This window comes from Chryseobacterium sp. Leaf404 (assembly GCF_001424145.1).
In the GTDB taxonomy this organism is placed as follows: Bacteria; Bacteroidota; Bacteroidia; order Flavobacteriales; family Weeksellaceae; genus Chryseobacterium.
Genome location: NZ_LMQM01000001.1, coordinates 82,443 through 106,108 on the forward strand (window position 1 = coordinate 82,443; position 23,666 = coordinate 106,108).

30 protein-coding genes are annotated in these 23,666 nt (G+C 36.6%); 11 read left to right on the forward strand and 19 right to left on the reverse strand.

Going from position 1 to position 23,666, the window contains the following annotated elements; translation table 11 throughout:
* Nucleotides 1–20: 20 nt before the first annotated feature.
* From ASG31_RS00330 to ASG31_RS00395, 14 genes are all read right to left on the reverse strand, one after another.
* Nucleotides 21–614 (reverse strand): transferase hexapeptide repeat family protein, encoded by a 594-nt coding sequence (locus tag ASG31_RS00330; protein ID WP_056027995.1) that lies wholly within the window; start codon nt 612–614, stop codon nt 21–23.
* Nucleotides 615–729: 115 nt separating this feature from the next.
* Entirely contained in the window at nt 730–1,938 is a 1,209-nt protein-coding gene (pcaF, locus tag ASG31_RS00335) for a 3-oxoadipyl-CoA thiolase (protein ID WP_056026484.1), read from the reverse strand.
* 62 nt (nt 1,939–2,000) lie between these two features.
* Nucleotides 2,001–2,708, reverse strand: a complete 708-nt coding sequence (locus ASG31_RS00340) for a DUF6624 domain-containing protein (RefSeq protein ID WP_082504383.1) — start codon at nt 2,706–2,708, stop codon at nt 2,001–2,003.
* Between the two features lie 10 nt (nt 2,709–2,718).
* On the reverse strand, nt 2,719–3,132 hold the full coding sequence (locus ASG31_RS00345; RefSeq protein WP_056026489.1) for a PaaI family thioesterase: 414 nt from the start codon (nt 3,130–3,132) through the stop codon (nt 2,719–2,721).
* Nucleotides 3,133–3,420: 288 nt separating this feature from the next.
* Entirely contained in the window at nt 3,421–3,726 is a 306-nt protein-coding gene (locus ASG31_RS00350; RefSeq protein WP_131725476.1) for a hypothetical protein, read from the reverse strand.
* An 11-nt stretch (nt 3,727–3,737) separates the two neighbouring features.
* A complete protein-coding gene (locus ASG31_RS00355; protein ID WP_056026495.1) occupies nt 3,738–3,950 on the reverse strand; it encodes a hypothetical protein in 213 nt (70 codons plus the stop codon).
* 96 nt (nt 3,951–4,046) lie between these two features.
* Nucleotides 4,047–5,180: a 3-hydroxyacyl-CoA dehydrogenase NAD-binding domain-containing protein gene (locus ASG31_RS00360; RefSeq protein ID WP_056026498.1), complete on the reverse strand. Its 1,134-nt coding sequence runs from the start codon at nt 5,178–5,180 to the stop codon at nt 4,047–4,049.
* 106 nt (nt 5,181–5,286) lie between these two features.
* Nucleotides 5,287–6,087 (reverse strand): enoyl-CoA hydratase-related protein, encoded by an 801-nt coding sequence (locus ASG31_RS00365; RefSeq protein ID WP_056026501.1) that lies wholly within the window; start codon nt 6,085–6,087, stop codon nt 5,287–5,289.
* Nucleotides 6,088–6,213: 126 nt separating this feature from the next.
* Entirely contained in the window at nt 6,214–6,678 is a 465-nt protein-coding gene (paaD, locus tag ASG31_RS00370; RefSeq protein WP_056026504.1) for a 1,2-phenylacetyl-CoA epoxidase subunit PaaD, read from the reverse strand.
* 81 nt (nt 6,679–6,759) lie between these two features.
* The gene (paaC, locus tag ASG31_RS00375; protein ID WP_056026507.1) at nt 6,760–7,509 is read right to left on the reverse strand and encodes a 1,2-phenylacetyl-CoA epoxidase subunit PaaC; all 750 of its coding nucleotides are present in this window, start codon (nt 7,507–7,509) and stop codon (nt 6,760–6,762) included.
* A 68-nt stretch (nt 7,510–7,577) separates the two neighbouring features.
* A complete protein-coding gene (paaB, locus tag ASG31_RS00380) occupies nt 7,578–7,859 on the reverse strand; it encodes a 1,2-phenylacetyl-CoA epoxidase subunit PaaB (RefSeq protein ID WP_034679196.1) in 282 nt (93 codons plus the stop codon).
* A 17-nt stretch (nt 7,860–7,876) separates the two neighbouring features.
* Nucleotides 7,877–8,302, reverse strand: a complete 426-nt coding sequence (locus ASG31_RS00385; RefSeq protein WP_056026509.1) for a hypothetical protein — start codon at nt 8,300–8,302, stop codon at nt 7,877–7,879.
* A gap of 12 nt (nt 8,303–8,314) precedes the next feature.
* Nucleotides 8,315–9,250: a 1,2-phenylacetyl-CoA epoxidase subunit PaaA gene (paaA, locus tag ASG31_RS00390; protein WP_056026512.1), complete on the reverse strand. Its 936-nt coding sequence runs from the start codon at nt 9,248–9,250 to the stop codon at nt 8,315–8,317.
* Nucleotides 9,251–9,387: 137 nt separating this feature from the next.
* Nucleotides 9,388–10,473 carry a 2Fe-2S iron-sulfur cluster-binding protein gene (locus ASG31_RS00395; protein ID WP_056026516.1) on the reverse strand — a complete coding sequence of 362 codons (1,086 nt, stop codon included), beginning with the start codon at nt 10,471–10,473 and terminating at the stop codon, nt 9,388–9,390.
* A gap of 223 nt (nt 10,474–10,696) precedes the next feature.
* Here ASG31_RS00395 and ASG31_RS00400 point away from each other — a divergent pair, with 223 nt between their 5' ends.
* Nucleotides 10,697–11,698 carry an aldo/keto reductase gene (locus ASG31_RS00400; RefSeq protein ID WP_056026519.1) on the forward strand — a complete coding sequence of 334 codons (1,002 nt, stop codon included), beginning with the start codon at nt 10,697–10,699 and terminating at the stop codon, nt 11,696–11,698.
* 282 nt (nt 11,699–11,980) lie between these two features.
* Nucleotides 11,981–12,877, forward strand: coding sequence for a helix-turn-helix domain-containing protein (locus ASG31_RS00405; RefSeq protein WP_056026522.1), 897 nt, complete (start codon nt 11,981–11,983; stop codon nt 12,875–12,877).
* Here ASG31_RS00405 and ASG31_RS00410 read toward each other — a convergent pair.
* Nucleotides 12,874–13,251 carry a winged helix-turn-helix transcriptional regulator gene (locus ASG31_RS00410; RefSeq protein WP_056026525.1) on the reverse strand — a complete coding sequence of 126 codons (378 nt, stop codon included), beginning with the start codon at nt 13,249–13,251 and terminating at the stop codon, nt 12,874–12,876. The two genes, ASG31_RS00405 and ASG31_RS00410, sit on opposite strands and share 4 nt — an antisense overlap.
* A gap of 161 nt (nt 13,252–13,412) precedes the next feature.
* Here ASG31_RS00410 and ASG31_RS00415 point away from each other — a divergent pair, with 161 nt between their 5' ends.
* A complete protein-coding gene (locus ASG31_RS00415; RefSeq protein ID WP_056027998.1) occupies nt 13,413–14,015 on the forward strand; it encodes an FMN-dependent NADH-azoreductase in 603 nt (200 codons plus the stop codon).
* Between the two features lie 130 nt (nt 14,016–14,145).
* On the opposite strand, the gene ASG31_RS00420 is transcribed toward ASG31_RS00415, so the two are convergent.
* The 3 genes from ASG31_RS00420 to ASG31_RS18485 all read right to left on the reverse strand — a co-directional run bounded on the left by ASG31_RS00420 (nt 14,146) and on the right by ASG31_RS18485 (nt 15,909).
* A complete protein-coding gene (locus tag ASG31_RS00420) occupies nt 14,146–15,483 on the reverse strand; it encodes a dihydroorotase (RefSeq protein ID WP_056026528.1) in 1,338 nt (445 codons plus the stop codon).
* Between the two features lie 96 nt (nt 15,484–15,579).
* Nucleotides 15,580–15,726: a hypothetical protein gene (locus tag ASG31_RS18480; RefSeq protein WP_157844425.1), complete on the reverse strand. Its 147-nt coding sequence runs from the start codon at nt 15,724–15,726 to the stop codon at nt 15,580–15,582.
* Between the two features lie 27 nt (nt 15,727–15,753).
* A complete protein-coding gene (locus tag ASG31_RS18485) occupies nt 15,754–15,909 on the reverse strand; it encodes a hypothetical protein (RefSeq protein ID WP_157844426.1) in 156 nt (51 codons plus the stop codon).
* Nucleotides 15,910–16,120: 211 nt separating this feature from the next.
* On the opposite strand from ASG31_RS18485, the gene ASG31_RS00425 reads away from it, so the two are divergent.
* The 8 genes from ASG31_RS00425 (at nt 16,121) to ribA (ending at nt 23,056) form a co-directional block, all read left to right on the forward strand.
* On the forward strand, nt 16,121–17,575 hold the full coding sequence (locus tag ASG31_RS00425; RefSeq protein WP_056026530.1) for a lipopolysaccharide biosynthesis protein: 1,455 nt from the start codon (nt 16,121–16,123) through the stop codon (nt 17,573–17,575).
* Nucleotides 17,576–17,607: 32 nt separating this feature from the next.
* Nucleotides 17,608–18,624, forward strand: coding sequence for a sugar phosphate nucleotidyltransferase (locus ASG31_RS00430; protein ID WP_056026533.1), 1,017 nt, complete (start codon nt 17,608–17,610; stop codon nt 18,622–18,624).
* A 100-nt stretch (nt 18,625–18,724) separates the two neighbouring features.
* Nucleotides 18,725–19,570 (forward strand): DUF4292 domain-containing protein, encoded by an 846-nt coding sequence (locus ASG31_RS00435; protein ID WP_056026536.1) that lies wholly within the window; start codon nt 18,725–18,727, stop codon nt 19,568–19,570.
* Nucleotides 19,567–21,129, forward strand: a complete 1,563-nt coding sequence (locus ASG31_RS00440; RefSeq protein WP_056026539.1) for a murein hydrolase activator EnvC family protein — start codon at nt 19,567–19,569, stop codon at nt 21,127–21,129. The genes ASG31_RS00435 and ASG31_RS00440 overlap by 4 nt, the downstream gene beginning before the upstream one ends.
* Before the next feature lie 29 nt (nt 21,130–21,158).
* Nucleotides 21,159–21,377, forward strand: a complete 219-nt coding sequence (locus ASG31_RS00445) for a twin-arginine translocase TatA/TatE family subunit (protein ID WP_056026542.1) — start codon at nt 21,159–21,161, stop codon at nt 21,375–21,377.
* Between the two features lie 12 nt (nt 21,378–21,389).
* Entirely contained in the window at nt 21,390–22,001 is a 612-nt protein-coding gene (locus ASG31_RS00450) for a DUF4254 domain-containing protein (protein ID WP_056026545.1), read from the forward strand.
* On the forward strand, nt 21,998–22,447 hold the full coding sequence (locus tag ASG31_RS00455) for a hypothetical protein (protein WP_056026548.1): 450 nt from the start codon (nt 21,998–22,000) through the stop codon (nt 22,445–22,447). Before ASG31_RS00450 ends, ASG31_RS00455 begins: the two co-directional genes overlap by 4 nt.
* Before the next feature lie 12 nt (nt 22,448–22,459).
* Nucleotides 22,460–23,056, forward strand: coding sequence for a GTP cyclohydrolase II (gene ribA / locus ASG31_RS00460; protein ID WP_056026551.1), 597 nt, complete (start codon nt 22,460–22,462; stop codon nt 23,054–23,056).
* Between the two features lie 65 nt (nt 23,057–23,121).
* Here ribA and ASG31_RS00465 read toward each other — a convergent pair whose 3' ends face one another.
* Nucleotides 23,122–23,640 (reverse strand): fimbrillin family protein, encoded by a 519-nt coding sequence (locus ASG31_RS00465; protein ID WP_056026554.1) that lies wholly within the window; start codon nt 23,638–23,640, stop codon nt 23,122–23,124.
* Between the last annotated feature and the right edge of the window lie 26 nt (nt 23,641–23,666).

Here is a 23,666-nt window from a genome sequence, read left to right on the forward strand (position 1 = left end):
ATTAAATTTCGTAGATCTGATTATTTTACGTCATCCCAAATACTGTAATCAACAACCTTGGTAGGAATTTGCTGAACATATTCTGTAAAAGGTTCACAAGGCAGAATCGCATCTTTTCCTTCTCTTGCTAACTCCTGATACAATTTTGTTCCTTCTGTTTTCCATTTAATCATTTCATCAGAAACATCACGGATGATTTTTGCAGGACTTCCAACAATTAATTTTCTCGAATCACATCTAAAGTTTGCAGGAACAAAAGCCAATGCACCGATAATACATTCATCACCGATAACGGCTTTATCCATGACAACAGCGTTCATTCCAACTAAACAGTTTCTACCGATGTGTCCGGAATGAATAATGGCTCCGTGACCGATGTGTGCCGATTCCTCCAAAATAGTTTCAATTCCTGGGAAAACATGAAGGGTACAGTTTTCCTGAACATTGGCACCGTCTTTCACAATAATTTTACCCCAATCCCCACGGATAACCGCGTTCGGACCGATATAAACTTCTTCGCCGATTTCCACATTACCAATAATCACCGCCTGCGGGTGAACATATGCGGAAGGTTTAATGATGGGACGAATGCCGTGGTATGAGTAAATGTTCATAAAATTTTTTGTTAAAAAATTAGTGTAACAATGCATCAGTTTACCAACGTAACAATTGAAAACTGCGCTAATTGTTACACTGATACATTGTTATATTGGTAAATGATTGAAAAAGTTATACTTTTTCAATCACCATTGCATAACCTTGACCGACACCGATACAAAGTGTACACAACGCATATTTTTTATTTTGCTTTTGAAGTTCCAATGCGGCAGAACCAATAATTCTCGCTCCTGAAACTCCAAGTGGGTGACCAATTGCAATTGCGCCTCCGTTTGGATTGACTCTTGAATCATCATCTTGTAAACCTAAACTTCTTGTTACCGCTAAAGATTGAGCGGCAAACGCTTCGTTCAGTTCGATAACATCCATATCTTCTAGTGAAAGATTTAATCTTTTCAAAATTTTATGAGTCGCTTCTACTGGTCCGATTCCCATAATTCTTGGCTCTACACCGGCCACTGATGAACCTAAAATCTTAGCTTTTGGCTTCAAACCATATTTTTTTACCGCTTCTTCGCTTGCTAAAATCAATGCTGCCGCACCGTCATTCATTCCTGAAGCGTTTCCGGCAGTTACTGTTCCGCCTTCTTTTTTAAAAGCAGGACGAAGTTTTCCTAAACCTTCCATTGACGAAGTCGGTTTTATAAATTCGTCAGTATCAAAGATTTTCGGCTCGCCCTTTCTTTGTGGAATTTCAACTTTTACAATTTCTTCCGCCAGTCTTCCGCTTTCCTGAGCTTTGGTAGCTTTCTGCTGTGACCAAAGGGCAAATTTATCCTGATCTTCACGGCTGATATTGTGCATTTCTGCTAAATTTTCAGCAGTGTCGCCCATTGCGTCAACGCCATACATTTCTTTCATTTTGGGATTTACAAATCTCCATCCGAAAGTGGTGTCAAACATCTGGCTGTCTCTTCCAAAAGCGGTACTTGGTTTTGACATGACATAAGGCGAACGTGTCATGTGTTCAACTCCTCCCGCAATGTAAATTTCACCTTCACCGGAAGCGATCGAACGGAAAGCATTGGCAACCGCCGACATTCCTGAAGCGCACAGTCTGTTGACGGTTTCGCCTCCAATTTTGTACGGAAGACCAGCCAGTAAAAGTCCCATTCTTGCTACGTTTCTGTTATCTTCACCCGCCTGATTGGCGCATCCGAAAATAACATCCTCAATTTCCTCAACAGGAACTTCAGGGTTTCTTGCAACAATTTCTTTAAGAACGATTGCTGCCAAATCATCGGCTCTCACTTCTGATAATCCTCCGCCTAATTTTGAAATGGGAGTTCTGATATAATCTATGATGTATACGTTGTTCATGATATTTCAATTTGAAAATGTGTTAATTTGAGAATTTGAAAATGAAATAATTATTATTTAATTTACTGAATATTTGATGCTTGCTTTCTTAATTTTAAAGCCTTTTTTAAAGAAAATGGTTTGTATACGAAATCTTTTCCGAACATATCTTTAGCATTTTCTTCTATTGTATTTTTAAATCCGGTTTCTTTGCGCAATTTATTAACATTCTTCTCATTTTTTATGGGCCAAATGAAGTTCACAAAATCTTCCTTTCCATCTTTATTAATGAAGAATTCTCCAGCTCCCTGAGTTCCGTAAATTTGTTCCTTTCCACTGTTCATTAAGAACCTGTCTTCCATCATCGCAGCTAAAGTAAAAGGTATTTCTTTTTGTTTTCCTGCATTTTTAATGATTGGTAAATATTTTCCGATTTTATTTGAATGTTGGATGACATACCAAGCCGATCGATTAGTAGGTTCTCCAACGAGAGATTTTCCTGGATAGCCGTATTGAGAAATAATTTTGTCAATTTTTCGCATATTCAGAGTGTCTATATCAACGACTAATTGCCATTGTTTTTCCTCAAAATCTTTTTCGTCGATATTTAATTCTTTTAGAATCTCGCTTTTTTTCTCAGCAGTAATATCATTGTCGAACAGTCTTCTGTAAGTTTGATCTAATCTAAGAATTTCATCTAATTCTTTCTTCAGGTTCTCATTAATCCCTTGCTGTTGAGCATTTACAAAACTTAGGAAAAACACTAAGACAAATGTTACTAAATATTTCATTCAATTTAACTTATAGTTCAATCACTTTTTTCCCGATTTTATACACTGTTCCTACGAATTTCGCCACCAAATCATCATTCTGGTTGGTTATTTTAATATCGTAAATAGCGGTTTTTCTGGTATTGTTGACCAAAGTGCTTTCTGCTCTGAAAATATCGCCTTCTTTTCCGGCTTTCGTGAAATTGATGATACAATTTAGCGCAACCGCTGCGTCTCCGGAATTGTTGGACGAAAATGCCAGTGCAGAATCTGCAAAAGCGAATGTGACCCCTCCGTGAACCGTTTTCAGCCCGTTAATCATATCTTTTTTGATGGGCATTTCTATTAAACAGTAATTTTCTTTTACCTCAATCAGTTTGATGCTCATCCATTGGGAAAAATAGTCCTGACCGAGCATATAATCTGCAACCTGTTTTGGATTCATTAGTTTTTATTTATCTTTTTAAATTTAATCACATCTCTCCAAGAATAATCTCTGCCGTCTAAAATAAAATACATTAAAAAAATGCCTGCGAAATAAATTGTAAAACCAATGATATTGAAGCCTTGCTCATCCTCCCATCCTAAAAATAAAAGACAAGCTTGAGCAGAAAAAAAGCAATCAAAAAGATGAAAGCTCTCATCAATGATCTCAGAAAATTCTTTAATGTAAAAATCCTTTTAAGCATCGTCTTTAAAATTCTACTTACTGTGACTAAAATTTATTTTTTATTTAATATTTGCTCGTTATTTCCTCATATAATTCATCAGACAGCTCGTCATAAATACTCATTGTTTTTCCGAAAATTACCTGTTCATTCGTTAAATCATCAGCTGAATTTTCTGAAGCATCCAAAGCATTTAAATCTATTCCTTCTTCAATGGCAATTCGTTTAATGAGATCTTTATATTTTTCATTGAACTTTCCCAACAAATCCAGCTTTTCATCATCATTGACTGTCGAAAGTTCCTCAATAATATATTCTTTTTCGATGGAAAGCCTTGTTTCCAATTCGGCTTTAAAGCCAGTTAAATCCATCAACATTTATTTTATTGGTTCTTTTTGAAAAAGCCCATCAACTTGTCCGCGAAAAGACTTACTGTAAACATTCCTGAAAAATAAATAATTACAAAACCCCAACTGAACATTCTTTCATCTTCTGCGGTTTTAAAACGATTATCTGTTAAATAAAATATTCCTCCTACAAATATTGTCGAGAACAATGCTACTGCAAAAGATGAGATTATTTTTTTCTGAGTCATGATTTTTATAATTTAACAATGAAACAGTTTACCGAAAAATGCTTCGACAAGCTCAGCATGACAATACGATTGCTACATTGTTAGATTGATATATTGTTACATTTTACGAAGCAACGGACTTTGTCTGTATCTCTCTTCCTGATATTCTTCGTAAAGATTCTGTAAAGTTTCAGAGATTTCTGCATATCCAATTTCTTTTCCCCAAGCCAGTAATCCTTTTGGATAATTGACACCCTTCTGCATCGCCAATTCTAAGTCTTCGTCAGTAGCAATCCCTAATCTTTTTGCTTCAACCGCTTCATTAATCAACATGGAGATAATTCTTAAAAATATCTGCTGATATAGTGCATTGTCTTTTACAGGTTCCGTTTTTACAGCATCCTCAGCATAATCATAGAAGCCTTTTCCGGTTTTCCTTCCGTGAAGTTTGGCTTCAGACATTCTTTGCTGAAGTAGCGAAGGCTTGTATTTGGGATCGTAAAAATATTCGTTGTAAACAGTTTTTGTTACGGAGAAATTAACATCAACACCAATGAGATCCATTAATTCAAAAGGTCCCATTTTGAAATTTCCTAAAGTTTTCATGGCATCATCAACCTGTTCTACCGTTGCGATGTTTTCCTCAACAATTCTTAAACCCTCTCCGTAAAAAGGACGGGCAATTCTGTTGACGATAAATCCAGGAATATCTTTGGCAATAACCGGAACTTTGCCCCAATCTTTCATTAGACTGTACATTTTTTCGGCTAAAGATTTTTCTGTGAGTAAAGATGGAATAATTTCAACCAAAGGCATCAGAGGAGCCGGATTAAAAAAGTGAATTCCGATGAAACGCTCCGGTTTTTGCAGTTCTGCACCGAGAGAAGTTATGGAAATGGATGATGTATTGGAAGCAATCACACAGTTTTCAGAAACATGTTTCTCTAATTCTGTGAAAACTTTGGTCTTGATTTCCTTATTTTCAATGATGGCTTCAATGACTAATTCGCAGTCTATGAAGTCCTTCAATTCAGTAGCAATGGAAATATTGGATAAAATTTCAACCATTTTTTCTGATGAAATCTTTTGCTTATCGACCAATCTGCTTAATGTTTTTTCCAGACCTACGGTTGCCGTTTCTACCTGTTTTGCGTTGGCGTCGTAGACCCAAACTTTGCATCCATTCGTTGCAGCTACCTGTGCGATGCCAATTCCCATAGTTCCGGCACCGATAATTCCTACATATTTCATAATGTAACAGTGTATCAATGTAACAATGTAACAATCTCTGTCATGCTGATCTCGTCGAAGCACTTCATTGGTAAACTGCTACATTGGTACATTGTTATATTAATTCTTACTTTCCTTTATATTCAGGTTTTCTTTTCTCTAAAAATGCACTTACACCTTCCTTGAAATCTTCTGTTTCAGCGGCTTCCTGCTGTAAATCTCCTTCGAGTTCCAATTGATCTTTCAATGAATTATTATAAGAAGCAGCGAATGCTTTTTTGGTTAATTTTAAACCCACCGTCGGCATATTCGAAACCTTTTCTAAAATTTCCATTGATTTTGAATTGAATTCTTCTTCAGTAAAAACCTCAGCTACCAAACCATAAGATTTTGATTCTTCAGCCGATAATTTTTTACCGGTAAATGCCAAGTAATTGGCCAATTGTCTTCCTAATAATTTAGGTAAGAAATAAGTTCCACCCGTATCAGGAATTAAACCAATATTTGAAAATGCCTGAGCAAAATATGCTTTATTATTGGCTAAAACAAAGTCACAAATCAGTGCCAACATAGCACCGGCACCGACTGCAGGACCATTTACCAAAGCCACAACAGGCTTTTTGCAACGGGTAATTTCAAGCACCAAAGGATTGTAATAATCGGTTACAATTCTTCTGATAATATCGTCATCATGATGATCGTTACCTTGAACGAAAGCATCATCTAAGTTCTGACCAGAACAAAAAGCTCTTCCTCTTCCTGAAATCGCCACGCATCTTACCGTAGGATCATCGCTGCACTCTTTAATGAAATCTTTTAAATCTCCTAAAGACGGCTTTGTAAGCGCATTCATAGTATCAGGCTGATTGAGGTAAGCGATTTTTAATTTTCCGTCAAAATGAGATTCAATATCGAGTTGTGTATACATAGTATTAATTTTTTAAATTTAATAATGTACTAATTTAATAATAAAAATGTAGCAATGTATCAGTTTACCAATATAACAATGTTCTTAACATTGGTAAATTGTTACATTATTAAATTGCTACATCAATTAGTGGCATTTAAAATAATCAAACGGTTCCAGACAGTCTAAGCACTGATACGAAGCCTTACATAAAGTAGACCCGAATCTGCTGATTTGCTTGGAATTCATCGAACCGCAGCGAGGGCATTTTTTCGGTTTCCCGATATGATTTTCGTCTGCTCCTTTTTCAGGAGGTGAAATTCCGTAAACACGGAGTTTTTCTCTCGCTTCATCCGTCAGCCAATCTGTCGTCCAAATCGGAAACATTTTGGTAACGACTTTCGCATCCCAACCGTTTTCCTTCATGATTTTGATGATGTCTTCCTCAATGGTAAACATGGCGGGACAGGCAGAATACGTCGGCGTAATCGTTACTTCGCAAGAATTTTCGCTGGTAATTTTCGCTTCTCTTACAATGCCCAATTCCACGATATTGATCACCGGAATTTCCGGATCGGGGACTAATTCTAATATTTCTAAAGGATTTTTCAATTTCAAATCTAACAATTTAACAGTGTATCAATGTAACAATCATTGCTAGACTGTTACATTGATATATTGGTACATTTTTTACTACCACGTACAACCAGGATAAGCTCTCTGCATATACTGCAATTCACAAAGAATAAATCCAAAGTATTCAGTGTGATAACCTGTTCTTGATTTTGGCTGCATGAAAGGATTTGTTGGGTATTCCAAACCGAAATCTGCGAAATCTTTGATTGTAATTGATACAAAATCTTCATACAAAGCATCAGTATTTGGAGCGATATTTAAAGCAATTAAATCATCTTCACCTTCTGTTTTTGCGAATAGACCTTTGGTGTATTCCCAGATATTTTCGATGGATCTTTCCAGACGCATTTTACTTTCTTCAGTACCCTGTCCGAAAATTTTCATCCATGACGCAGCGTGCGTGTAATGATATCTTACTTCTTTCAAAGATTTCTGAGCTATGGCTGAAAGTTCTTCGTTCGTTGAATTCGACAAAGCTTCGTACATCAGTTTTTGATACACAGAAAAAACATACACTTTCAAAATGGTCTGAGCATAATCTTCGTTGGGAAGTTCTGTCCAGTGTGCGTTTAAATATTCGTGCTCATATCTCAGGAAAGCCAAATCATCTTCACTTTTTCCGTTATCGGCAACTCTCGAAGCGTACACGTAAAAATTGTTGGCCTGACCGAGCTCATCCAAAGCAATGTTTGTCAAAGCAATATCTTCCTCAAGATAAGGACCTTCACCACACCACGCAGACAAACGCTGTCCCATAATGAAACTGTCGTCTGCTAGTTTTAATAAATAATTATATAATGGGTTCATTATTTTAGCTTTTGCTGTTAGCTGTTAGCTATTGGCCAATTGCCAGCAGCTAACAGCCAATCGCTGTTTTACATATTTTTCACATCATTAGGAATATCATAGAACGTCGGATGACGGTACAATTTGTCATCAGCAGGATCGAAGAATGCTTCTTTATCGATTCCTTCCGAAGTCACGATATATTTACTTGGAACTACCCAAACAGAAGTTCCTTCTTTTCTTCTTGTATAAACGTCTCTTGCGTTCTGCAAAGCCATTTCTGCTGTTGGCGCCTGTACAATTCCAACGTGTTTGTGAGATAATCCCGGTTTAGTCTGAATAAACACTTCCCACATATCTAAATTTGCCATATTTTTTTTCTAAAGATTTAGAGTTTTTTTGATTTTAAATTTTTCTTGAAATATAAAAGTCCGGTCATTAAGAACAAACTATAAATTACTACAAATGGAAGTCCTCCAATTTTCGCTTCATCTCTAAACATATTTTTACCAAAAAATAAATAATATGAAATATTTGTAGTAATTAAAGAAAAAAATGAAATTATTGAAAATATATTCCAGTTTGATAATTTTGTTTTGCTTAAAATTCTATATAAAATTTCAATTATTACATAAGATGGAATTGCGATTACAAAACCAAAAACAATTGACAAAAACACAAACGTGAAATAATCATTAAAGTCAAATTTTCCGTCGTTATATCCAACAAATAATGTATAAAAAAGCGGAGAGACAACTACAACGAGAAGCCAAGTTTTAATAATATAATAATCTCCAAATCTTCCTTTATACACTTCTAAAATTTCTTAAATTTTTTCTGTTTGTTTTTCCGCAAAAGCTTTCGCTGCCTCTTTTACCCAAAGGTTTTCCTGCTGTGCTTTTACTTTGGTCTGCAGTCTTTTTTTGTTTGCAGGGCCGTTCCCTTTTAAGATTTCCATGAATTCATCCCATGGAAGTTCTCCGAAATCGTAATGTTGTCTTTCCTCGTTCCATTTTAAGTCTTTATCCGGAACGGTTAGGCCTAAAAATTCAGCCTGAGAAACCGTAACGTCGATAAATCTCTGACGGAGACTGTCATTGCTCTCTCTTTTCACTCTGTAGTTCATCGAGATTTTAGAGTTGGGCGAACTGTCGTCATTCGGGCCAAACATCATTAAAGCCGGCCACCAAAAACGGTTTAACGAAGCCTGAGCCATTTCTTTCTGTTGTTTTGTACCACGACAAAGTGCCATCAAAATCTCGTAACCTTGTCTTTGGTGAAAAGATTCTTCTTTACAGATTTTCACCATCGCTCTTGAATAAGGACCGTAAGAATTCCCCATCAACATTACCTGATTCATGATTGCAGCACCATCAACCAACCAACCGATTGCGCCAATATCTGCCCAGCTCAAAGTTGGATAATTGAAAATACTTGAATATTTTGCTTTTCCTTCCAACATATCTTCGTAAGTCGCATCTCTGTCGGCTCTGATGGTTCCGTTTCCTAAAGTTTCAGTTGCAGAATAAAGGTATAAACCGTGACCTGCTTCATCCTGAACTTTAGCCAAAAGAGCCATTTTTCTTCTCAGTGAAGGCGCTCTTGAAACCCAGTTGGCTTCCGGCAACATCCCGACAATCTCAGAATGCGCGTGCTGTGAAATCTGACGAACCAATAATTTTCTGTAATCGTCGGGCATTACATCTTTCGGTTCTACTTTATTTTCGTCGTGTACGTATTGTACGAATTTTTCTAAATCCATAATTTTTTCAATTTAGCAATGTGTTAATAATTTAACAATGTACCAATTTAACAGTTTACCAATGAAATGCTTCGACAAGCTCAGCAAGACAAATTGATTGTTACATTTTTACATTGGTAGATTGTTACATTAGTTAATTAAACATCATAATTAAGCATCACCACATTCGTAGTCGGATGACACTGGCAAGTCAGAACAAAACCTCTGGCTACTTCGTCTTCGGTAAGCGCGAAATTTTTCTCCATGAAAACTTCTCCTTCGAGAACTTCCGCTTTACACGTACAACAAACTCCTCCTTTACAAGCGAAAGGTACAGGAAGATTGTCTTTCAATGCTTTATCTAAGATACTCTCTTTTTTTGAATTCAAATGGAACGAATATTCATCATCATCGATAATCACCGTTACCATACTTTCAATATTGGCAATTGCTTTGAATTCATCACTCATTTCCGCAGAATCTTCTTCATCCGGAGCCGAGAAATATTCAAACAAAACCTGAATGGCAGGTACTTTTTTATCTTTCTTTAAATAATCAGAAATCCCTTTAATCATATCCGAAGGTCCACAAATAAAATAAGTAGCTTCCTTTACGTCGATGTCTGTATATCTTTCAAATAAATGGTCTAATTTTTCCGGAGAAATTCTTCCTTCAAAAATCGGGTCTGCGTGTTTTTCACGGCTTACCAGATACACTACTTTCAGTCTTCCGTTGAACTGCTCAACTAACTTATCAATCTCAGCTTTTTTCATCACATGATTCATGCTTCTGTTGCTATAGAAAAGATACGCATTTGAATTAGGTTCCTGATAAAGGCTTTCCTTCAGATTCGAAAGAATCGGGCTGATTCCGCTTCCTGCTGCCAATCCAACGTAAGTTTTTGTATTGCTTGGATGATAAGAAGTATTGAAACCGCCCATCGGAGGCATCACTTCCAAAACCTCATCCATGTGAAGATGCTCATTGAAATATCCTGAAACTTTACCGTTTTCCAAAAGCTTAACCAAAACTTCCAGCGTGTTGCTTTTTTCGCTCGGTGCATTGCAGATGGAATAAGAACGGCGTTCTTCGTTACCGTTTACCATGAGTTTAAAATTCAGATACTGCCCCTGTTTAAATCTGAATTTATCTTTCAGTTCCTCAGGAATTTCCAATGCTACATTCACTGCATCATTAGTATCTTTCTGAACTTTTACAGTTTTTAATTTATAAAATGAATTCATTCTTTATTAAGCTAAATAAAACTAACTAACATTTGTTAGGTAAAATTAAAAAGAAAATTCCATTCTGCAAAAAGTTTGATGACAATTGTTTAATTTTTTAACGGTTACAAATAATTCCTCAAACAAAAAATAGCCTTAAGTATTTTGAATACAGGAATCCGCGTTTTGCAAACATTATGTTTCTGAATTCTCATCAACTTTGCTTTATTAAAATCAAGATAAAATGAAAAAAGTAAAATTGGGAAATCAAGGGTTAATCATTCCGAACATCGGTTTGGGCTGTATGGGAATGACGGGTTTTGGCGATGCAGATATGTATGGTAAATCTGATGAGCAGGAAGCGGTTGCCACCATTCACCGTTCTTTGGAACTGGGCGGAAATTTTCTAGACACTGCCGATCTGTACGGTCCTTTTACAAACGAAAAGCTCATTGCAAAAGCGATTGACGGAAAACGTGACCAGTACATCATTGCAACAAAATTCGGCTGGGAGATTGATGACAACGAACAGGTAACCTGGAAAATAAATGGGCAGAAAGATTATGTAAAAAAATCTGTTGAAAGGTCTCTTAAAAATCTGAAAACTGACTACATTGACCTTTACTATATGCACCGTCTCGACAAAAATATTCCGGTTGAAGAAACGGTGGGCGCAATGAGCGACCTTGTGAAAGAAGGAAAGATAGGCTACATCGGTCTGTCTGAAGTTTCTTCGGAGACGGTAAAAAAAGCGCACGCAGTTCATCCCGTTACTGCTGTACAAAGCGAATATTCTCTGTTTGAAAGAACTGTTGAAGAAAAAGGCGTGATTAAAACTCTGGATGAACTGGGAATTGGTTTTGTGGCGTATTCTCCCCTGGGAAGAGGATTTCTTTCCGGAAACATCAGATCGGTGGATGATTTGCCGGAAAATGATTTCAGAAGAGGCATTCCAAGATTTCAGGATTCCCATTTTCACAAAAACATTGAGCTGGTGGAAGCGATTGAAAATATGGCGGAAGATAAAGGAATTACTTCTTCCCAACTGGCTCTGGCTTGGATTATCAGCAAAGGAATTGTTCCCATTCCCGGGACGAAACGCCGAACTTATCTTGAACAGAATATTGAAGCCAGCCAAATTGTTTTAAGCGAAAATGACCTTGCAAAACTGGAAAGTATTGTACCTTTAGGAACAGATACGGGTGCGCCTTACGATGAGTTCAGTATGGGACTTTTGGATTATTGATTTTAATAACTCTCGCAGATTAAGCAAATTTTGCAGATCTATTTTAAAATTAAACCTCGCCTATTTTTTTAATTTGAGAGGTTTGATCATCAAAATATTTATTAGTTGCGATTCGAAGATATAAATTAAAACGCAATACGACTGCAGCCCGACTTGAGCGGAAATCCTTTTTTGCCAGCTCCTCAAGTTCAACTTAGATGAAATCGTCTGCAAAAAAGATTGGGAGCGGAAGGCGGATTAAGCTGCCCAAATCATTACCTTTAATATTTAGAATTTGTAGTTATGAATACAATAAAATCAATTTCAGATTTTCACAGATTACTTTCACTTCCGGAGCCGAAACATCCGCTGGTGAGCGTAGTCGATCTGTCGAAAAGTATCTTTATTGAAGATGAGGTCTGGAAGGGCTTTACCAACCGTTTTTACTGCGTTGCTCTGAAACGTGAGGCGACCGGCAAAATACGGTACGGCCAGCAACATTATGATTATGATAAGGGTGTTTTGAGTTTTACAGCCCCCAATCAGGTGCAATATCTTGATTTGCAGACAATGGATTGTGAAAGCAAAGGTTTTGTTTTGATTTTTCACGAAGATTTTCTGCTGAAACATTCTCTGGTAACTACGATTTCAAACTACGGATTTTTCTCATATGCAGTGAACGAAGCGCTGCATCTTTCTGAAGATGAGGAAAATGACTTGCTCGAAATATACAGTAAAATAGATAAAGAATGCAGTCACATTGATAAATATACGCAGGAAATTATCCTTTCGCATATCGAGACTTTGCTCCAGTATTCCAACCGTTTTTATGAGCGGCAGTTTATCACAAGAAAAAACAATAACCATCAGTTACTGGTGAAATTTGAAAAGTTTCTGAATGAATATTTTGATAAAGAATCTTCTGAAAAAGGGCTTTTAACGGTTCATCAGATTGCCGAAGCGATGAATCTTTCCCCGAACTATCTGAGCGATCTTCTGCGTTTTCATACCGGACAGAATACTCAGCAACACATTCACGAAAAGCTCATCAGTAAAGCGAAAGAGAAACTTTCAACCACAGAATTATCAGTAAGTGAAATTGCTTATGAACTGGGATTTGAGCATTCGCAGTCTTTTTCTACACTTTTTAAAAAGAAAACGCATTTGTCGCCATTGGAATTCAGGCAGTCATTTAACTAAAACAAATCCTGCCTGATATTATTTTTATGTGTTCTCCCCCACTCGGAAAGTGCTGCTATAACCGGCTTCAGCGTTTTGCTGTAATCTGTAGAAATATATTCTACCACCACAGGCATTTGCTCGCTGTGAACGATTCTTTTCACGAAACCGTTTAATTCCAAATCTTTCAACTCATTTGAAAGCACTCTTGCCGAAATTCCGGCCACCATTCTCTGCAGTTCATTAAAGCGGATACTTCCGTGTTCCTGGAGTGCGATGATGATTTTCAGTTTCCACTTTCCCCCGATGACGTAAATGGCATCTTCCACCGACGATAAACTTTCGGTGCATCTTACTTTTGTCATTGGCTCTTCCAATTCGAGATTATTTCCCATAATTTCCACCTAATACTTACCCAAAGGTTACTACTAACCTTTTGTTCACTACTTACTTTTAATAAGCAAATATACATAATTTTGCTACAGAAATTTTTAATCATTAAAAATGAATGTGCCGACGAGGCTATTCATCAACCCTTAAAAAAAGTTATTCATATATGAAAAATGTACTTCACATCATCACCAGCCCGAGAAAAGAAATGTCTGCAAGCAGAAAATTAGGAAATGCAGTTATTGAAAAAATTCAGGAAAAATATTCGGGAGCTGTTATAAAAGAACGTGACCTGACAGAAAATCCGGCTCCACTTTTAGAGGAAAAACACATTAACGCTTTTTTCACACCGGCAGAAAATCATTCTCCTGAACAGGCAGAAATTAACCAATATTCAATTGGACTGATTTCAGAATTGCAGGAAGCTGATATTATTGTACTGGATTCCCCGATGTATAATTTTTCGGTTCCTGCGAGCCTCAGAGCTTATTTTGATTTTACGTCGAGAGCGGGATATACTTTCAAATACGATGAAAACGGCCCAAAAGGTTTGTTGAATGATAAGAAACTGTATGTTGCCTTTACTTCAGGAAATATTTATTCCGCAGGTCCCAATGAAGCCCTTGATTCCAACGTTCCTTTTGTCAAAAATATTTTTGGCTTTTATGGCGTTAACAACATCAGCGTCTTTCGTGCAGAAGGTCTTGCAATACCCGGAATGATGGAAAATGGCTTAAATAAAGGAATTGAAAGCATTGTTATTGATTAATTTTAGATTAAAATAAAAAAATTCTCACGCAGATTGAGCTCATTATGCCGATTAAATTATCTGCTGAATTGGCTTGATCTGCGTGAGATTTAAAGAAAATTAAGACTGCAAAATCTGCAGTCTTTATAGTTTATTCTTCAACTGCAAAAAGCAAACGCTCCCCAAATTTTTCTTCATTGATTTTTCCGTTTTCGTAAACCAGATTTCCGTTGACGAAAGTGTGTGTGACTTTTGAATGAAATTCAGTTCCTTCCAGCGGACTCCATCCGCATTTGTAAAGGATATTTTCTTTAGAAACGGTCTGTTTATCTTTAAAATCTACTAAAACCAAATCTGCCTTGTAACCTTTTCTGATGAAGCCTCTTTTTTCAATTCTAAACAAAACCGCAGGGTTGTGACACATTTTTTCTACCAGTTTATCCAGAGAAATCTTTTGGTTGATGCAATGCTCAAGCATCTGGCTTAGAGAATGCTGTACCAAAGGCGCTCCGGACGGGCATTTCGGATAAACATTCTGTTTTTCTTCCCACGTGTGTGGCGCGTGGTCTGTTGCAAGTACATCGATTCTGTCATCCAGCAACGCTTCCCAGAGACCGTCTCTGTCTTTCTCAGTTTTTACTGCGGGGTTCCATTTGATTAAACCGCCTTTTGTTTCGTAATCTTCATTGGTAAATGTCAGATGATGAACGCAGACTTCTGCCGTTATTTTTTTCTCCTTTAAAGGAATATCATTTCTGAAAAGTTCCATTTCTTTTGCCGTAGACAAATGGAACACGTGAAGCCTCGCACCGGTTTTTTTCGCCAGCTCCACCGCTTTTGAAGAAGATTTGTAGCAGGCTTCTTCGCTTCTGATTAGGTGATGAAATTTCACGGGAATATCTTCGCCGTATTCATCCATATATTTCTGCGTATTTTCTCTTACAGTCGCTTCGTCTTCGCAATGAACGGCAATCAGCATTTTGGTGTTGCTGAAGATCTTCTCTAAAGTTTCGGGATTATCCACCAGCATATTTCCGGTGGATGATCCTAAAAACAACTTGATTCCGGGAACATTTCTGGGATTTGTTTTTAAAACTTCCTCTAAATTATCGTTCGTTCCGCCCATCATAAAACCGTAGTTAGCAAAAGATTTTTGGGATGCGATTTCGTATTTATCCGCTAATAACTCTTGGGTTACAGCATTGGGAACCGTGTTCGGCTGTTCTATAAAGCTTGTAGTTCCGCCTGCGATTGCAGAACGGGATTCAGATTCGATGTCGCCTTTGTGCGTCAAGCCTGGCTCGCGGAAATGAACTTGGTCATCAATAATTCCGGGCAAAAGATATTTTCCTGATGCGTCTATAATCTGATCAGCTTCATCAGAAATATCCGAACCGATTTTTGAAATTAAATCATCCTCAATAAGAATATCGCTTTGGAAAATCTTTCTTTCATTGACGATTTGGGCGTTTTTTATTAGAATTTTCATTGGTAAAGATTAAAAAATAACCCGAACTCAGCCGGGCAAAAAATATTAAATATAGTTATTTGTCGAGGTAATGGCCTAAAGCACGTACAACGGTGACTAAAATTCTGTCTTCAAAAATTTCATAAACGAATCTGTCTTTTTTATTAATTTTCCTGCTCTTGAGCGTGGATAGGTCTGGATTTCTTCAAGAAAAGATTCTACTTTTTTCACTTCAGATCTGTTTCCTGATTTTTTATTTTTCAAATATCTCTTTTGGCATTGTCAGAACAATTAATCTATACTTGCCCATAGCTCATCAGTGGTTGTAGGTTTTAATTTTCCTGTCTCTACATCTTTTCTGGCTTTCTCAATTTCAGCTTTCAATTCTTCATAAATGTAAGAATTGTCTTCTTCAGTTTTTTTTGCCTTTATGCCCAAAGCTTTCAAAATCCCTACAAATGTTTTGATTTCTTTTTCATCCGTAAATTTATCGTAAATGTGGTCATAACTAAAATTTTATACAAATTTAAAAAAAATTAAGTTGAGTTGAAACGTATCAGCTTGTGGCCATAAAATTAAGATTTATGAATGAATTTTAATCTTCAAAATAAAATATCACATTCTAAATATTTACATTTGCACAATTAAAATGTAAATCTTGTATAAAAAATTATTCGGACAAACGGCGGTTTATGGGCTGAGTTCTGTTTTGGTAAGAATTTTTCCTTTTTTAGTTGCACCCGTTATTACCAATGCGTACGGTCCTTCTGCTGCATCGCCATTTGTAGACTGGTATTCTATTGCTGGCGTGATTACAGTTCTCCTTACACATGGGATGGAAACCTCATTTTTCCGTTTTGCACAGGAGAAAGAGATTGATAAAAAAACTCTCGTTTCTACCTGTTCGATGAGTATTTTAGCAATAGGTTTTATTTATTTAGTTTTAGGATACACCTTCAGACAGGATTTAGCCAACGCTTTCGAAACACCCGATCAGGTCAGCTATCTGGTGATGTTTCTTTTCATTTTGACGTTTGATGCATTTTCAACCATTCCATCTGCGGTTTTAAGGCTTGAAGGAAAGCCAGTTCTGTACACAGCATCAAAGGTGATTGGTTCAGTAGTATATTTTTCACTAACTTATTTTTTTATTGTAATTCTTCCGGAATACCCTCAAGGAATTTTAGGTTTGAAATATGACCCCGAAATTGGTGTAGGTTATGTCTTTATCGCAAATCTTATTCAGAGTATCATCACTTTATTGATTGTAGGAAAGGAATTTGTGAATTTCAGTTTTAAAAAATTCAGTTTTCCACTCTGGAAAAGGATTATGAACTATTCCTGGCCTGTAATGGTTGCGGGGTTGGCGGGAATTATTAATCAGACTTTAGACCGTCAGTTTTTAAAATATCTCCTGCCGGAAAATCAGGCTAAACATCAAATTGGTGTGTATGGTTCGGTTTACAAAATTGCAACTTTCATTACAGTTTTCAGACAGGCATATCAGTTAGGTATTGAGCCCTACTTTTTCTCAAGTTTTAAAGATAAAAACAATCATAAAACATATGCGGTCTTAATGGATGTTTTCGTCATCTGTAACTGTTTAATCTTTGCCGGCCTGATGGTTAATTTACAGTGGATCTCTGAAAAATATTTGGGCGACCCAATGTATTTCGAAGGAATCGAGATTATACCTTACGTTATGCTCGGAGCTTTATTCTTAGGAATTTATCTGAATCTTTCAATTTGGTACAAGTTATCAGACCAGACAAGAGTTGGGCTTTATATTTCATTGATAGGAGCTGCAATTACGATTCTCATCAACTTTTTATTTATACCAAAGTACGGATATTGGGCAAGCGCCATCGCTGCACTCACTACGTATGGAAGTATGATGGTAATTTCTTACATTTGGGGCAGAATTCAGTATCCTATTCATTATAACATTAAAAAAATCGGAGTTTATATTGTTTTTTCGGTTGTCATTTCGATGATTTCGTTTTATTTTTTCAGAACCAATTATTTTATCGGGAACGGACTTTTTCTCTTCTTCATCGGATTCCTGATATACAACGAACGTACGATGATCAATAAAATTCTCAGAAAATCATAATTTAAACATTAAACTTTATAAAAGATCAACACATGAAAATAATAGTACCAATGGCTGGCCGTGGTTCAAGACTTCGCCCTCATACTTTAACTGTACCGAAACCACTGATTCCTATCGCAGGAAAACCAATTGTACAGAGATTGGTGGAAGATATTGCAAAAGTTGCGGGAGAAAAAATTGAAGAAGTGGCCTTCATCATCGGAGATTTCGGTCCTGAAATTGAAAAATCTCTTTTGGATATTGCAGCTAAATTAGGTGCCAAAGGAAGCATCTATCATCAGCTGGAACCCCTGGGAACCGCGCACTCTTTGAAATGTGCCGAGGCCTCAATGGAAGGAAATGTAGTGATTGCTTACGCAGACACCCTGTTCCGTGCAGATTTTATTTTAGATAAAAATGCCGATGGAGTTATTTGGGTAAAAAGTGTGGAAGATCCTTCTGCTTTTGGTGTTGTGAAATTAGACAACTACGGATTCATCACTGATTTCGTGGAAAAACCACAGGAATTTGTTTCAGATCTTGCCATTATCGGAATTTACTATTTTAATTCTGCCGAAAAACTAATGTCTGAAATCAATTATATCATGGATAACGACATTAAAAACGGTGGAGAATATCAGCTGACAACCGCTCTGGAAAACCTGAGAGCTAAAGGTGGAAAATTCAGTTTGGGAAAAGTAAACGACTGGATGGACTGCGGAAACAAAAATGCTACGGTAGAAACCAATTCAAAGATTCTGGAATACGAAAGAGAAGCGATGTCAAACTTTCCAACCTCTGCAAAAATTGAAAATTCTTTAATTATTCAGCCTTGTTTTATCGGTGAAAATGTGAAGATTTCAAATTCGAAAGTAGGACCTGGCGTCTCTTTGGGAAATAATACAGAAATTGTGAACTCAAACATAGAAAACTCCCTGATTCAGGAAAACACGAAGATCAACCACGGCAACCTTTCAAACTCAATGATTGGAAACTCTGCACAGTATTTCGGTGTTGCGAGAGAAATTTCTCTGGGAGATTTTTCTGTTTTAGACTTTTTATCCAAATAAGTCATTTTAAATTCTTATTTTTAGTGAATATTATTCCAGACCACACAAAAGATTTTGTGTGGTTTGGCGTTAATATTGCAAAGTTTTAGCAAATTCCGATATGAAAAAATGGATTCCCTTACTTATTCTTACCCTCTTCATTTTCAGCTGTAAATCGAAAAAAGCAGTTACTGATACTGCGCAGAATTCAGACAGTCTTGTTGTAAGAAATTCAGATCCAGATCAACCGATAGATGCCACAGAAAATGTGGCCGACCGTCTTAATTTTTATGAAAAAATTTACCTTCATGAAAAATTTGACTATCTGAAAATCACAAGTAAAATTACGGCAGATAATATCCGGGTAAGTCCGCTGGATGCTATAATTTATATAGAGACTGACAAAAAAATCTGGTCAAAAATTGATTTTCTTTTTTTCAATGCAGCGAGAGCCATAATTACACCTGAAGGAATTAAGGCTGTTGACAAATACAATAAAAACTACATCGATTCGGATTTTGAATACTTAAACAATCTCTTAAACGTCAATTTTTTCGATTACAAAAATCTTGAAAAATTACTGATAGGGAGAACATTTTTCACACTATCCAACAGAAATGCAAGAATCACCAAAAATATGCAGGGTTACCAGATGGAATCTATCACAAACCTGAAATTTACCACCGAAAATGGTGAGCGTGAATACAAACTAAACCTTCAGTATTCTGAAGATTACAACCTTGAAGACTTAAAGCTGAAAGATGTGAAATCCGATGATGCAGTAGAAATCGTATATTCAAACTGGGAGACTCAGCCGAACAACGTAAAACTCCCAAAGAATGTTAAAATAATTATAAAAGGAAGCAAAAACAGCCAGATTTTATTAGAAAACACGAATTTTGTCTTTTCACGGATGGAAACCCCATATTCGGTACCGTCCAGTTATAAGAAAATTGAAATCAAATGATCAAAAGTATCAGTTTTTTGCTTTGCGTTCTAATCTTCGGACTTGGGAATGCTCAGAAAAATAAAGAACAGCTGCAGAAAGAAAGTGCAGATCTGAAAAAGCAGATTGCTCAGATCAACTCAGAACTTGCAAAAACCAGAAATGAATCTAAACTTTCTGTATCATATCTAACCAATGTTAATCAGAAATTAGCTCTCAGAGAAAAGGTTTACAACAATACGCAGAAGGAAAAGAAATTTATAGAGAACGAAATATATCTCCGTCAGCTTGAAATTAACAGGCAGAACAAAGAGTTGGCCGTTTTAAGGAAAAACTACTCGGAAGTTTTGGTTAAAGCGTATAAAAACAAGGGAGTTCAGAATAAAGTTACATTTATTTTATCTTCTAAAAACCTTGGTGAGGCTTTAAGAAGAGTTCAGTACCTGAAGCAATATGCAGATTATCAGGATAAAAAAGCTACGGAAATTACCAATGCCGCAGTGGAACTGAAGAAATCTGTTGAGTCTAAAAAAAGATCAGCAGACGCAAAAGAAAATCTTTTAGTTAATCAGAAAAAAGATCTTTCAACCATTGAAGTAGAAAGAAGACAGAAAGAACAGCTGGTTGCAGAATTTAAGAAAAATGAAGGTGTACTGTCTGCCGAACTGAAGCAGAAACAAACGCGTAATAAAGCATTGGAAGGTCAGATCAGATCCATTATTGCTGAAGAAATACGCGTTGCAAAAGCTGAGGAAGAAGCCCGTAAAAAAGCGGATGCAGAGAAAATACGCTTGGCTAAGTTAGCAGCAGAAAGAGAAAAAGCAAGAATTGAGGCAGAAAACAGAGCACGTGCCGAAGCTTTGGAAAAAGAGAGAAAAATAGCTGAAGCTGAGGCTAAAAAAGCCAACGAACTTGCTGCCAAGAAAGTGGAAGAAGAAAAAAAGCGTACAGCCGATGCAGCAAAAGTTGCAGCCAATGCTAGGGATGAAGAAAGAAAAAACGCCGCAATAAAGGCTTCTGAGGAAGCAAATGTGAAAGCAAGAGAAGCAGCAAACAAACTGAAAGCAGCCCGTGCCGCAGAGACAGCACTTGAAAAAAAGACAGCTGACGAGAAAAAAGTAGCTGAGACTAAAGCTTATACCAATTTTGGAGTATCATCAGGTATCGCCGGAAATAATTTTGCCGAAAACAGAGGGAAAATTGGTTTCCCGGTAGATAAAGGTCAAATTACCCACAGATTTGGTATTCAGCCGCACCCGGTGTTTAAAAATATTAAAGAAGAGAACAGTGGAATTAAGATTTCCGTTCCCGCAGGCTCTAGAGCCAAAGCGGTATTCCCGGGAAATGTGAATTCAGTGATTGCAAATAATGATGGCACTAAAACAGTGATTATCAAGCACGGAAGCTATTTTACTATTTATGATAACCTTACGAGTGTAAGCGTTTCTAAAGGTCAACAGGTTTCTGCAGGAACTTCGGTAGGTGCAATTGGTCAGGATTTTGATGGTGCTTATACACTTGATTTCCAGGTTTGGAATGGAACAACACCGGTAGATCCGTTAGGATGGATTTCATATTAAAAAAAGATTAACTTTGTAAAAAAAATATCATGCAATCATTAACAATATTGACCCCGTTTGCTCCATGGCATTGGATTCTTGTAATAGTAGTAGTTCTTTTGCTTTTCGGAGGTAAAAAAATCCCTGAATTAATGAGAGGTTTGGGTTCCGGAATTAAAGAATTTAAAGATTCTGTAAAAGAAGAAGACAAAACTGAAGTGAAGAAAGAAACTCCACCTGTGAATAACAGCAACACTACAGTAAATTAAGAAACTTTTTCAATGAATTTTACCGAGACTGCCTGGAAAGTCTTCAATCGAAGTATTGAAGACTATCACGTTTTTGATAGCGTAGATACGCCCATTAATAACCCGTACGAATTAAACAGTTTGGAACGGATTTTGTATGCAAAAAACTGGATTGATACCGTTCAGTGGCATTTTGAAGATATTATCAGAGACGAAAATATTGACCCTGCTGAAGCTTTACAGCTTAAAAGAAAAATTGATGCATCCAATCAACAGCGTACTGACCTTGTTGAATTCATAGACAGTTGGTTTTTAGACAAATACAAAGATATTTCTCCGAAAACAGATGCGAAAATCAATACTGAAACTCCGGCTTGGGCAGTAGACCGATTGTCTATTTTGGCTCTAAAAGTTTACCACATGGCTTTGGAAGCAAACAGAGAGAGCGCTTCTGAAGAACACCGTGCAAACTGTCAGATAAAATTAGATGTACTTCTTACGCAGAAAGTAGATCTTTCAGTTTCAATAGATCAGCTTCTTTTAGATATTGAGAACGGGAATGTTAAGATGAAGGTGTACAAACAAATGAAAATGTACAATGATGAAAGCCTTAACCCAATCCTTTATCAAAAGGAGCAAAAATGAAAAAAACTTTTTTAGCTGTATCAATAATATGTGTTCTCTGGTCCTGTGCTACTGAAAAAGGTAACACTTCACCAGTTCCGGGAGGTAGCAGTACTGAAAAAAAGACTGACGGGTCCGGAGATATTTCACAGAAAATTTCTGAAAATACGAATGCTGCCGAAATAAGCAATCTTCTTTCCAGTTTTCCTGTTTTCTCTAAAAAAGCAGTTAATGAGGAGATTTCTGTTTTGAAATACAGTCTTCAAAATTATCTCTACGCACTGGATGCAGGAAACAGTACTGCAAAAAACAGACAACTGAAAAATATGCAGCAGTCTTACAGAAAGATACAGAAACTACGAAAATCCCTCAGTACAGACGAAAATGATATCCTCAACAGATATCTTGTGCGCATTAAAACCAATATTGCTGTAATCGAAAATTCGGTTAATGCCAATAAAAAATAATAGATTTATTACATGATTACAATTCAGGCGGAAGCTAATGTTCCCACAGAACACGGCATTTTCCGAATGATCGCTTTTGCTGAAAATGCCAACGACTGGATGCCGCATATGGCCATCATCGCCGAAAACACAGATTTTACTCAGCCAATCAACGTCAGATTTCACTCAGAATGTATCACGGGAGAAGTTTTCCATTCTCAGAAATGCGAATGCGGACAGCAACTGGACGCTGCCATGAAGTACATGCATGAAAATGGCGGAATAATAGTTTACCTTCGGCAGGAAGGCAGAAATATAGGGATTATCAACAAACTCCGCGCTTATTCTCTTCAGGAAAAAGGTTTAGATACCGTTCAGGCCAATTTGGAGCTGGGACTTCCCGCGGACGACAGGAACTTCGGAATTGCTATTGACATTCTCAATAATCTTGGAGTAAAAAATATCAATCTTTTAACAAACAATCCCGAAAAAGTAAGGTTTGTAGAGGAAAGCAATATTGCACTGAACTCTAGAATTCCACTGCAGATTCCTGCCAACGATAACAGCCGTGGTTATCTTCAGACAAAAAAAGATTTCTTCGGTCATCTTCTCGATGACAGTAATCAATAAAATAAAAGCTTCGGAAAAATTTTCCGAAGCTTTTTTAATTATAAAAAAATTGAAAAGTTCTGTGATTATTTACCTTTTGATCCATCAAGGTTATAATATTTTACTACAGCATTGTAATCCTGATAATCCACCGGCGGGGATGAATGTTTAGCCGGATCTGCAGGCACTAAAACAATTCTGAAACTTTGATTTGTTTTATATTCAGCAGCTTCAGCAGCAGACATTGTTGCCTGATCAAAATTTGCCTCAGAAAAAATTTCTACATTACTCTGATCAAAAAGAAAGTTGAAATCTAACTCTCTTCCTCCACTTAAATAATAAGTTTTTGGAAGCAGTTGCCAAACAGGGCTTGAGCCAGCCAAATTAGAATTATAGTTTCTGTATACTAAAACAACATCTGTACTCAGTATATTTATTCCTGTATTAATAGAATAGGTATTAGCCGCTGTTAATGTTCCAGACACATCACGCATTCTTGCTGTATTATTAACAGGCTCCTGCACTACTACATCATCATTATTATCACAACTTACTACAAAAATGCTGAGCAATGCAAATATGAAAATTGGAAATATTTTTTTCATTGTAAAAAATTTATATAATTAATTGT

What these genes read in the sequence shown, in the direction of transcription:
- ASG31_RS00400 (WP_056026519.1), top strand. Translation starts at nt 10,697, where the DNA reads ATGAAAAAAGTAAAATTGGGAAATCAAGGGTTAATCATTCCGAACATC.
- ASG31_RS00410 (WP_056026525.1), bottom strand. Translation starts at nt 13,251, where the DNA reads ATGGGAAATAATCTCGAATTGGAAGAGCCAATGACAAAAGTAAGATGC.
- ASG31_RS00345 (WP_056026489.1), bottom strand. Translation starts at nt 3,132, where the DNA reads ATGAATCCAAAACAGGTTGCAGATTATATGCTCGGTCAGGACTATTTT.
- ASG31_RS00330 (WP_056027995.1), bottom strand. Translation starts at nt 614, where the DNA reads ATGAACATTTACTCATACCACGGCATTCGTCCCATCATTAAACCTTCC.
- ASG31_RS00435 (WP_056026536.1), top strand. Translation starts at nt 18,725, where the DNA reads ATGAAAAAATGGATTCCCTTACTTATTCTTACCCTCTTCATTTTCAGC.
- ASG31_RS00465 (WP_056026554.1), bottom strand. Translation starts at nt 23,640, where the DNA reads ATGAAAAAAATATTTCCAATTTTCATATTTGCATTGCTCAGCATTTTT.
- ASG31_RS00455 (WP_056026548.1), top strand. Translation starts at nt 21,998, where the DNA reads ATGAAAAAAACTTTTTTAGCTGTATCAATAATATGTGTTCTCTGGTCC.
- ASG31_RS00450 (WP_056026545.1), top strand. Translation starts at nt 21,390, where the DNA reads ATGAATTTTACCGAGACTGCCTGGAAAGTCTTCAATCGAAGTATTGAA.
- paaB (WP_034679196.1), bottom strand. Translation starts at nt 7,859, where the DNA reads ATGGCAAATTTAGATATGTGGGAAGTGTTTATTCAGACTAAACCGGGA.
- ASG31_RS00415 (WP_056027998.1), top strand. Translation starts at nt 13,413, where the DNA reads ATGAAAAATGTACTTCACATCATCACCAGCCCGAGAAAAGAAATGTCT.
- ASG31_RS00395 (WP_056026516.1), bottom strand. Translation starts at nt 10,473, where the DNA reads ATGAATTCATTTTATAAATTAAAAACTGTAAAAGTTCAGAAAGATACT.
- ASG31_RS00420 (WP_056026528.1), bottom strand. Translation starts at nt 15,483, where the DNA reads ATGAAAATTCTAATAAAAAACGCCCAAATCGTCAATGAAAGAAAGATT.
- ASG31_RS00405 (WP_056026522.1), top strand. Translation starts at nt 11,981, where the DNA reads ATGAATACAATAAAATCAATTTCAGATTTTCACAGATTACTTTCACTT.
- ASG31_RS00350 (WP_131725476.1), bottom strand. Translation starts at nt 3,726, where the DNA reads ATGGATTTAACTGGCTTTAAAGCCGAATTGGAAACAAGGCTTTCCATC.
- paaC (WP_056026507.1), bottom strand. Translation starts at nt 7,509, where the DNA reads ATGAACCCATTATATAATTATTTATTAAAACTAGCAGACGACAGTTTC.
- ASG31_RS00440 (WP_056026539.1), top strand. Translation starts at nt 19,567, where the DNA reads ATGATCAAAAGTATCAGTTTTTTGCTTTGCGTTCTAATCTTCGGACTT.
- ASG31_RS00360 (WP_056026498.1), bottom strand. Translation starts at nt 5,180, where the DNA reads ATGAAATATGTAGGAATTATCGGTGCCGGAACTATGGGAATTGGCATC.
- ASG31_RS00430 (WP_056026533.1), top strand. Translation starts at nt 17,608, where the DNA reads ATGAAAATAATAGTACCAATGGCTGGCCGTGGTTCAAGACTTCGCCCT.
- pcaF (WP_056026484.1), bottom strand. Translation starts at nt 1,938, where the DNA reads ATGAACAACGTATACATCATAGATTATATCAGAACTCCCATTTCAAAA.
- paaA (WP_056026512.1), bottom strand. Translation starts at nt 9,250, where the DNA reads ATGGATTTAGAAAAATTCGTACAATACGTACACGACGAAAATAAAGTA.
- ASG31_RS00445 (WP_056026542.1), top strand. Translation starts at nt 21,159, where the DNA reads ATGCAATCATTAACAATATTGACCCCGTTTGCTCCATGGCATTGGATT.
- ASG31_RS00365 (WP_056026501.1), bottom strand. Translation starts at nt 6,087, where the DNA reads ATGTATACACAACTCGATATTGAATCTCATTTTGACGGAAAATTAAAA.
- ribA (WP_056026551.1), top strand. Translation starts at nt 22,460, where the DNA reads ATGATTACAATTCAGGCGGAAGCTAATGTTCCCACAGAACACGGCATT.
- ASG31_RS00355 (WP_056026495.1), bottom strand. Translation starts at nt 3,950, where the DNA reads ATGACTCAGAAAAAAATAATCTCATCTTTTGCAGTAGCATTGTTCTCG.
- ASG31_RS00340 (WP_082504383.1), bottom strand. Translation starts at nt 2,708, where the DNA reads ATGAAATATTTAGTAACATTTGTCTTAGTGTTTTTCCTAAGTTTTGTA.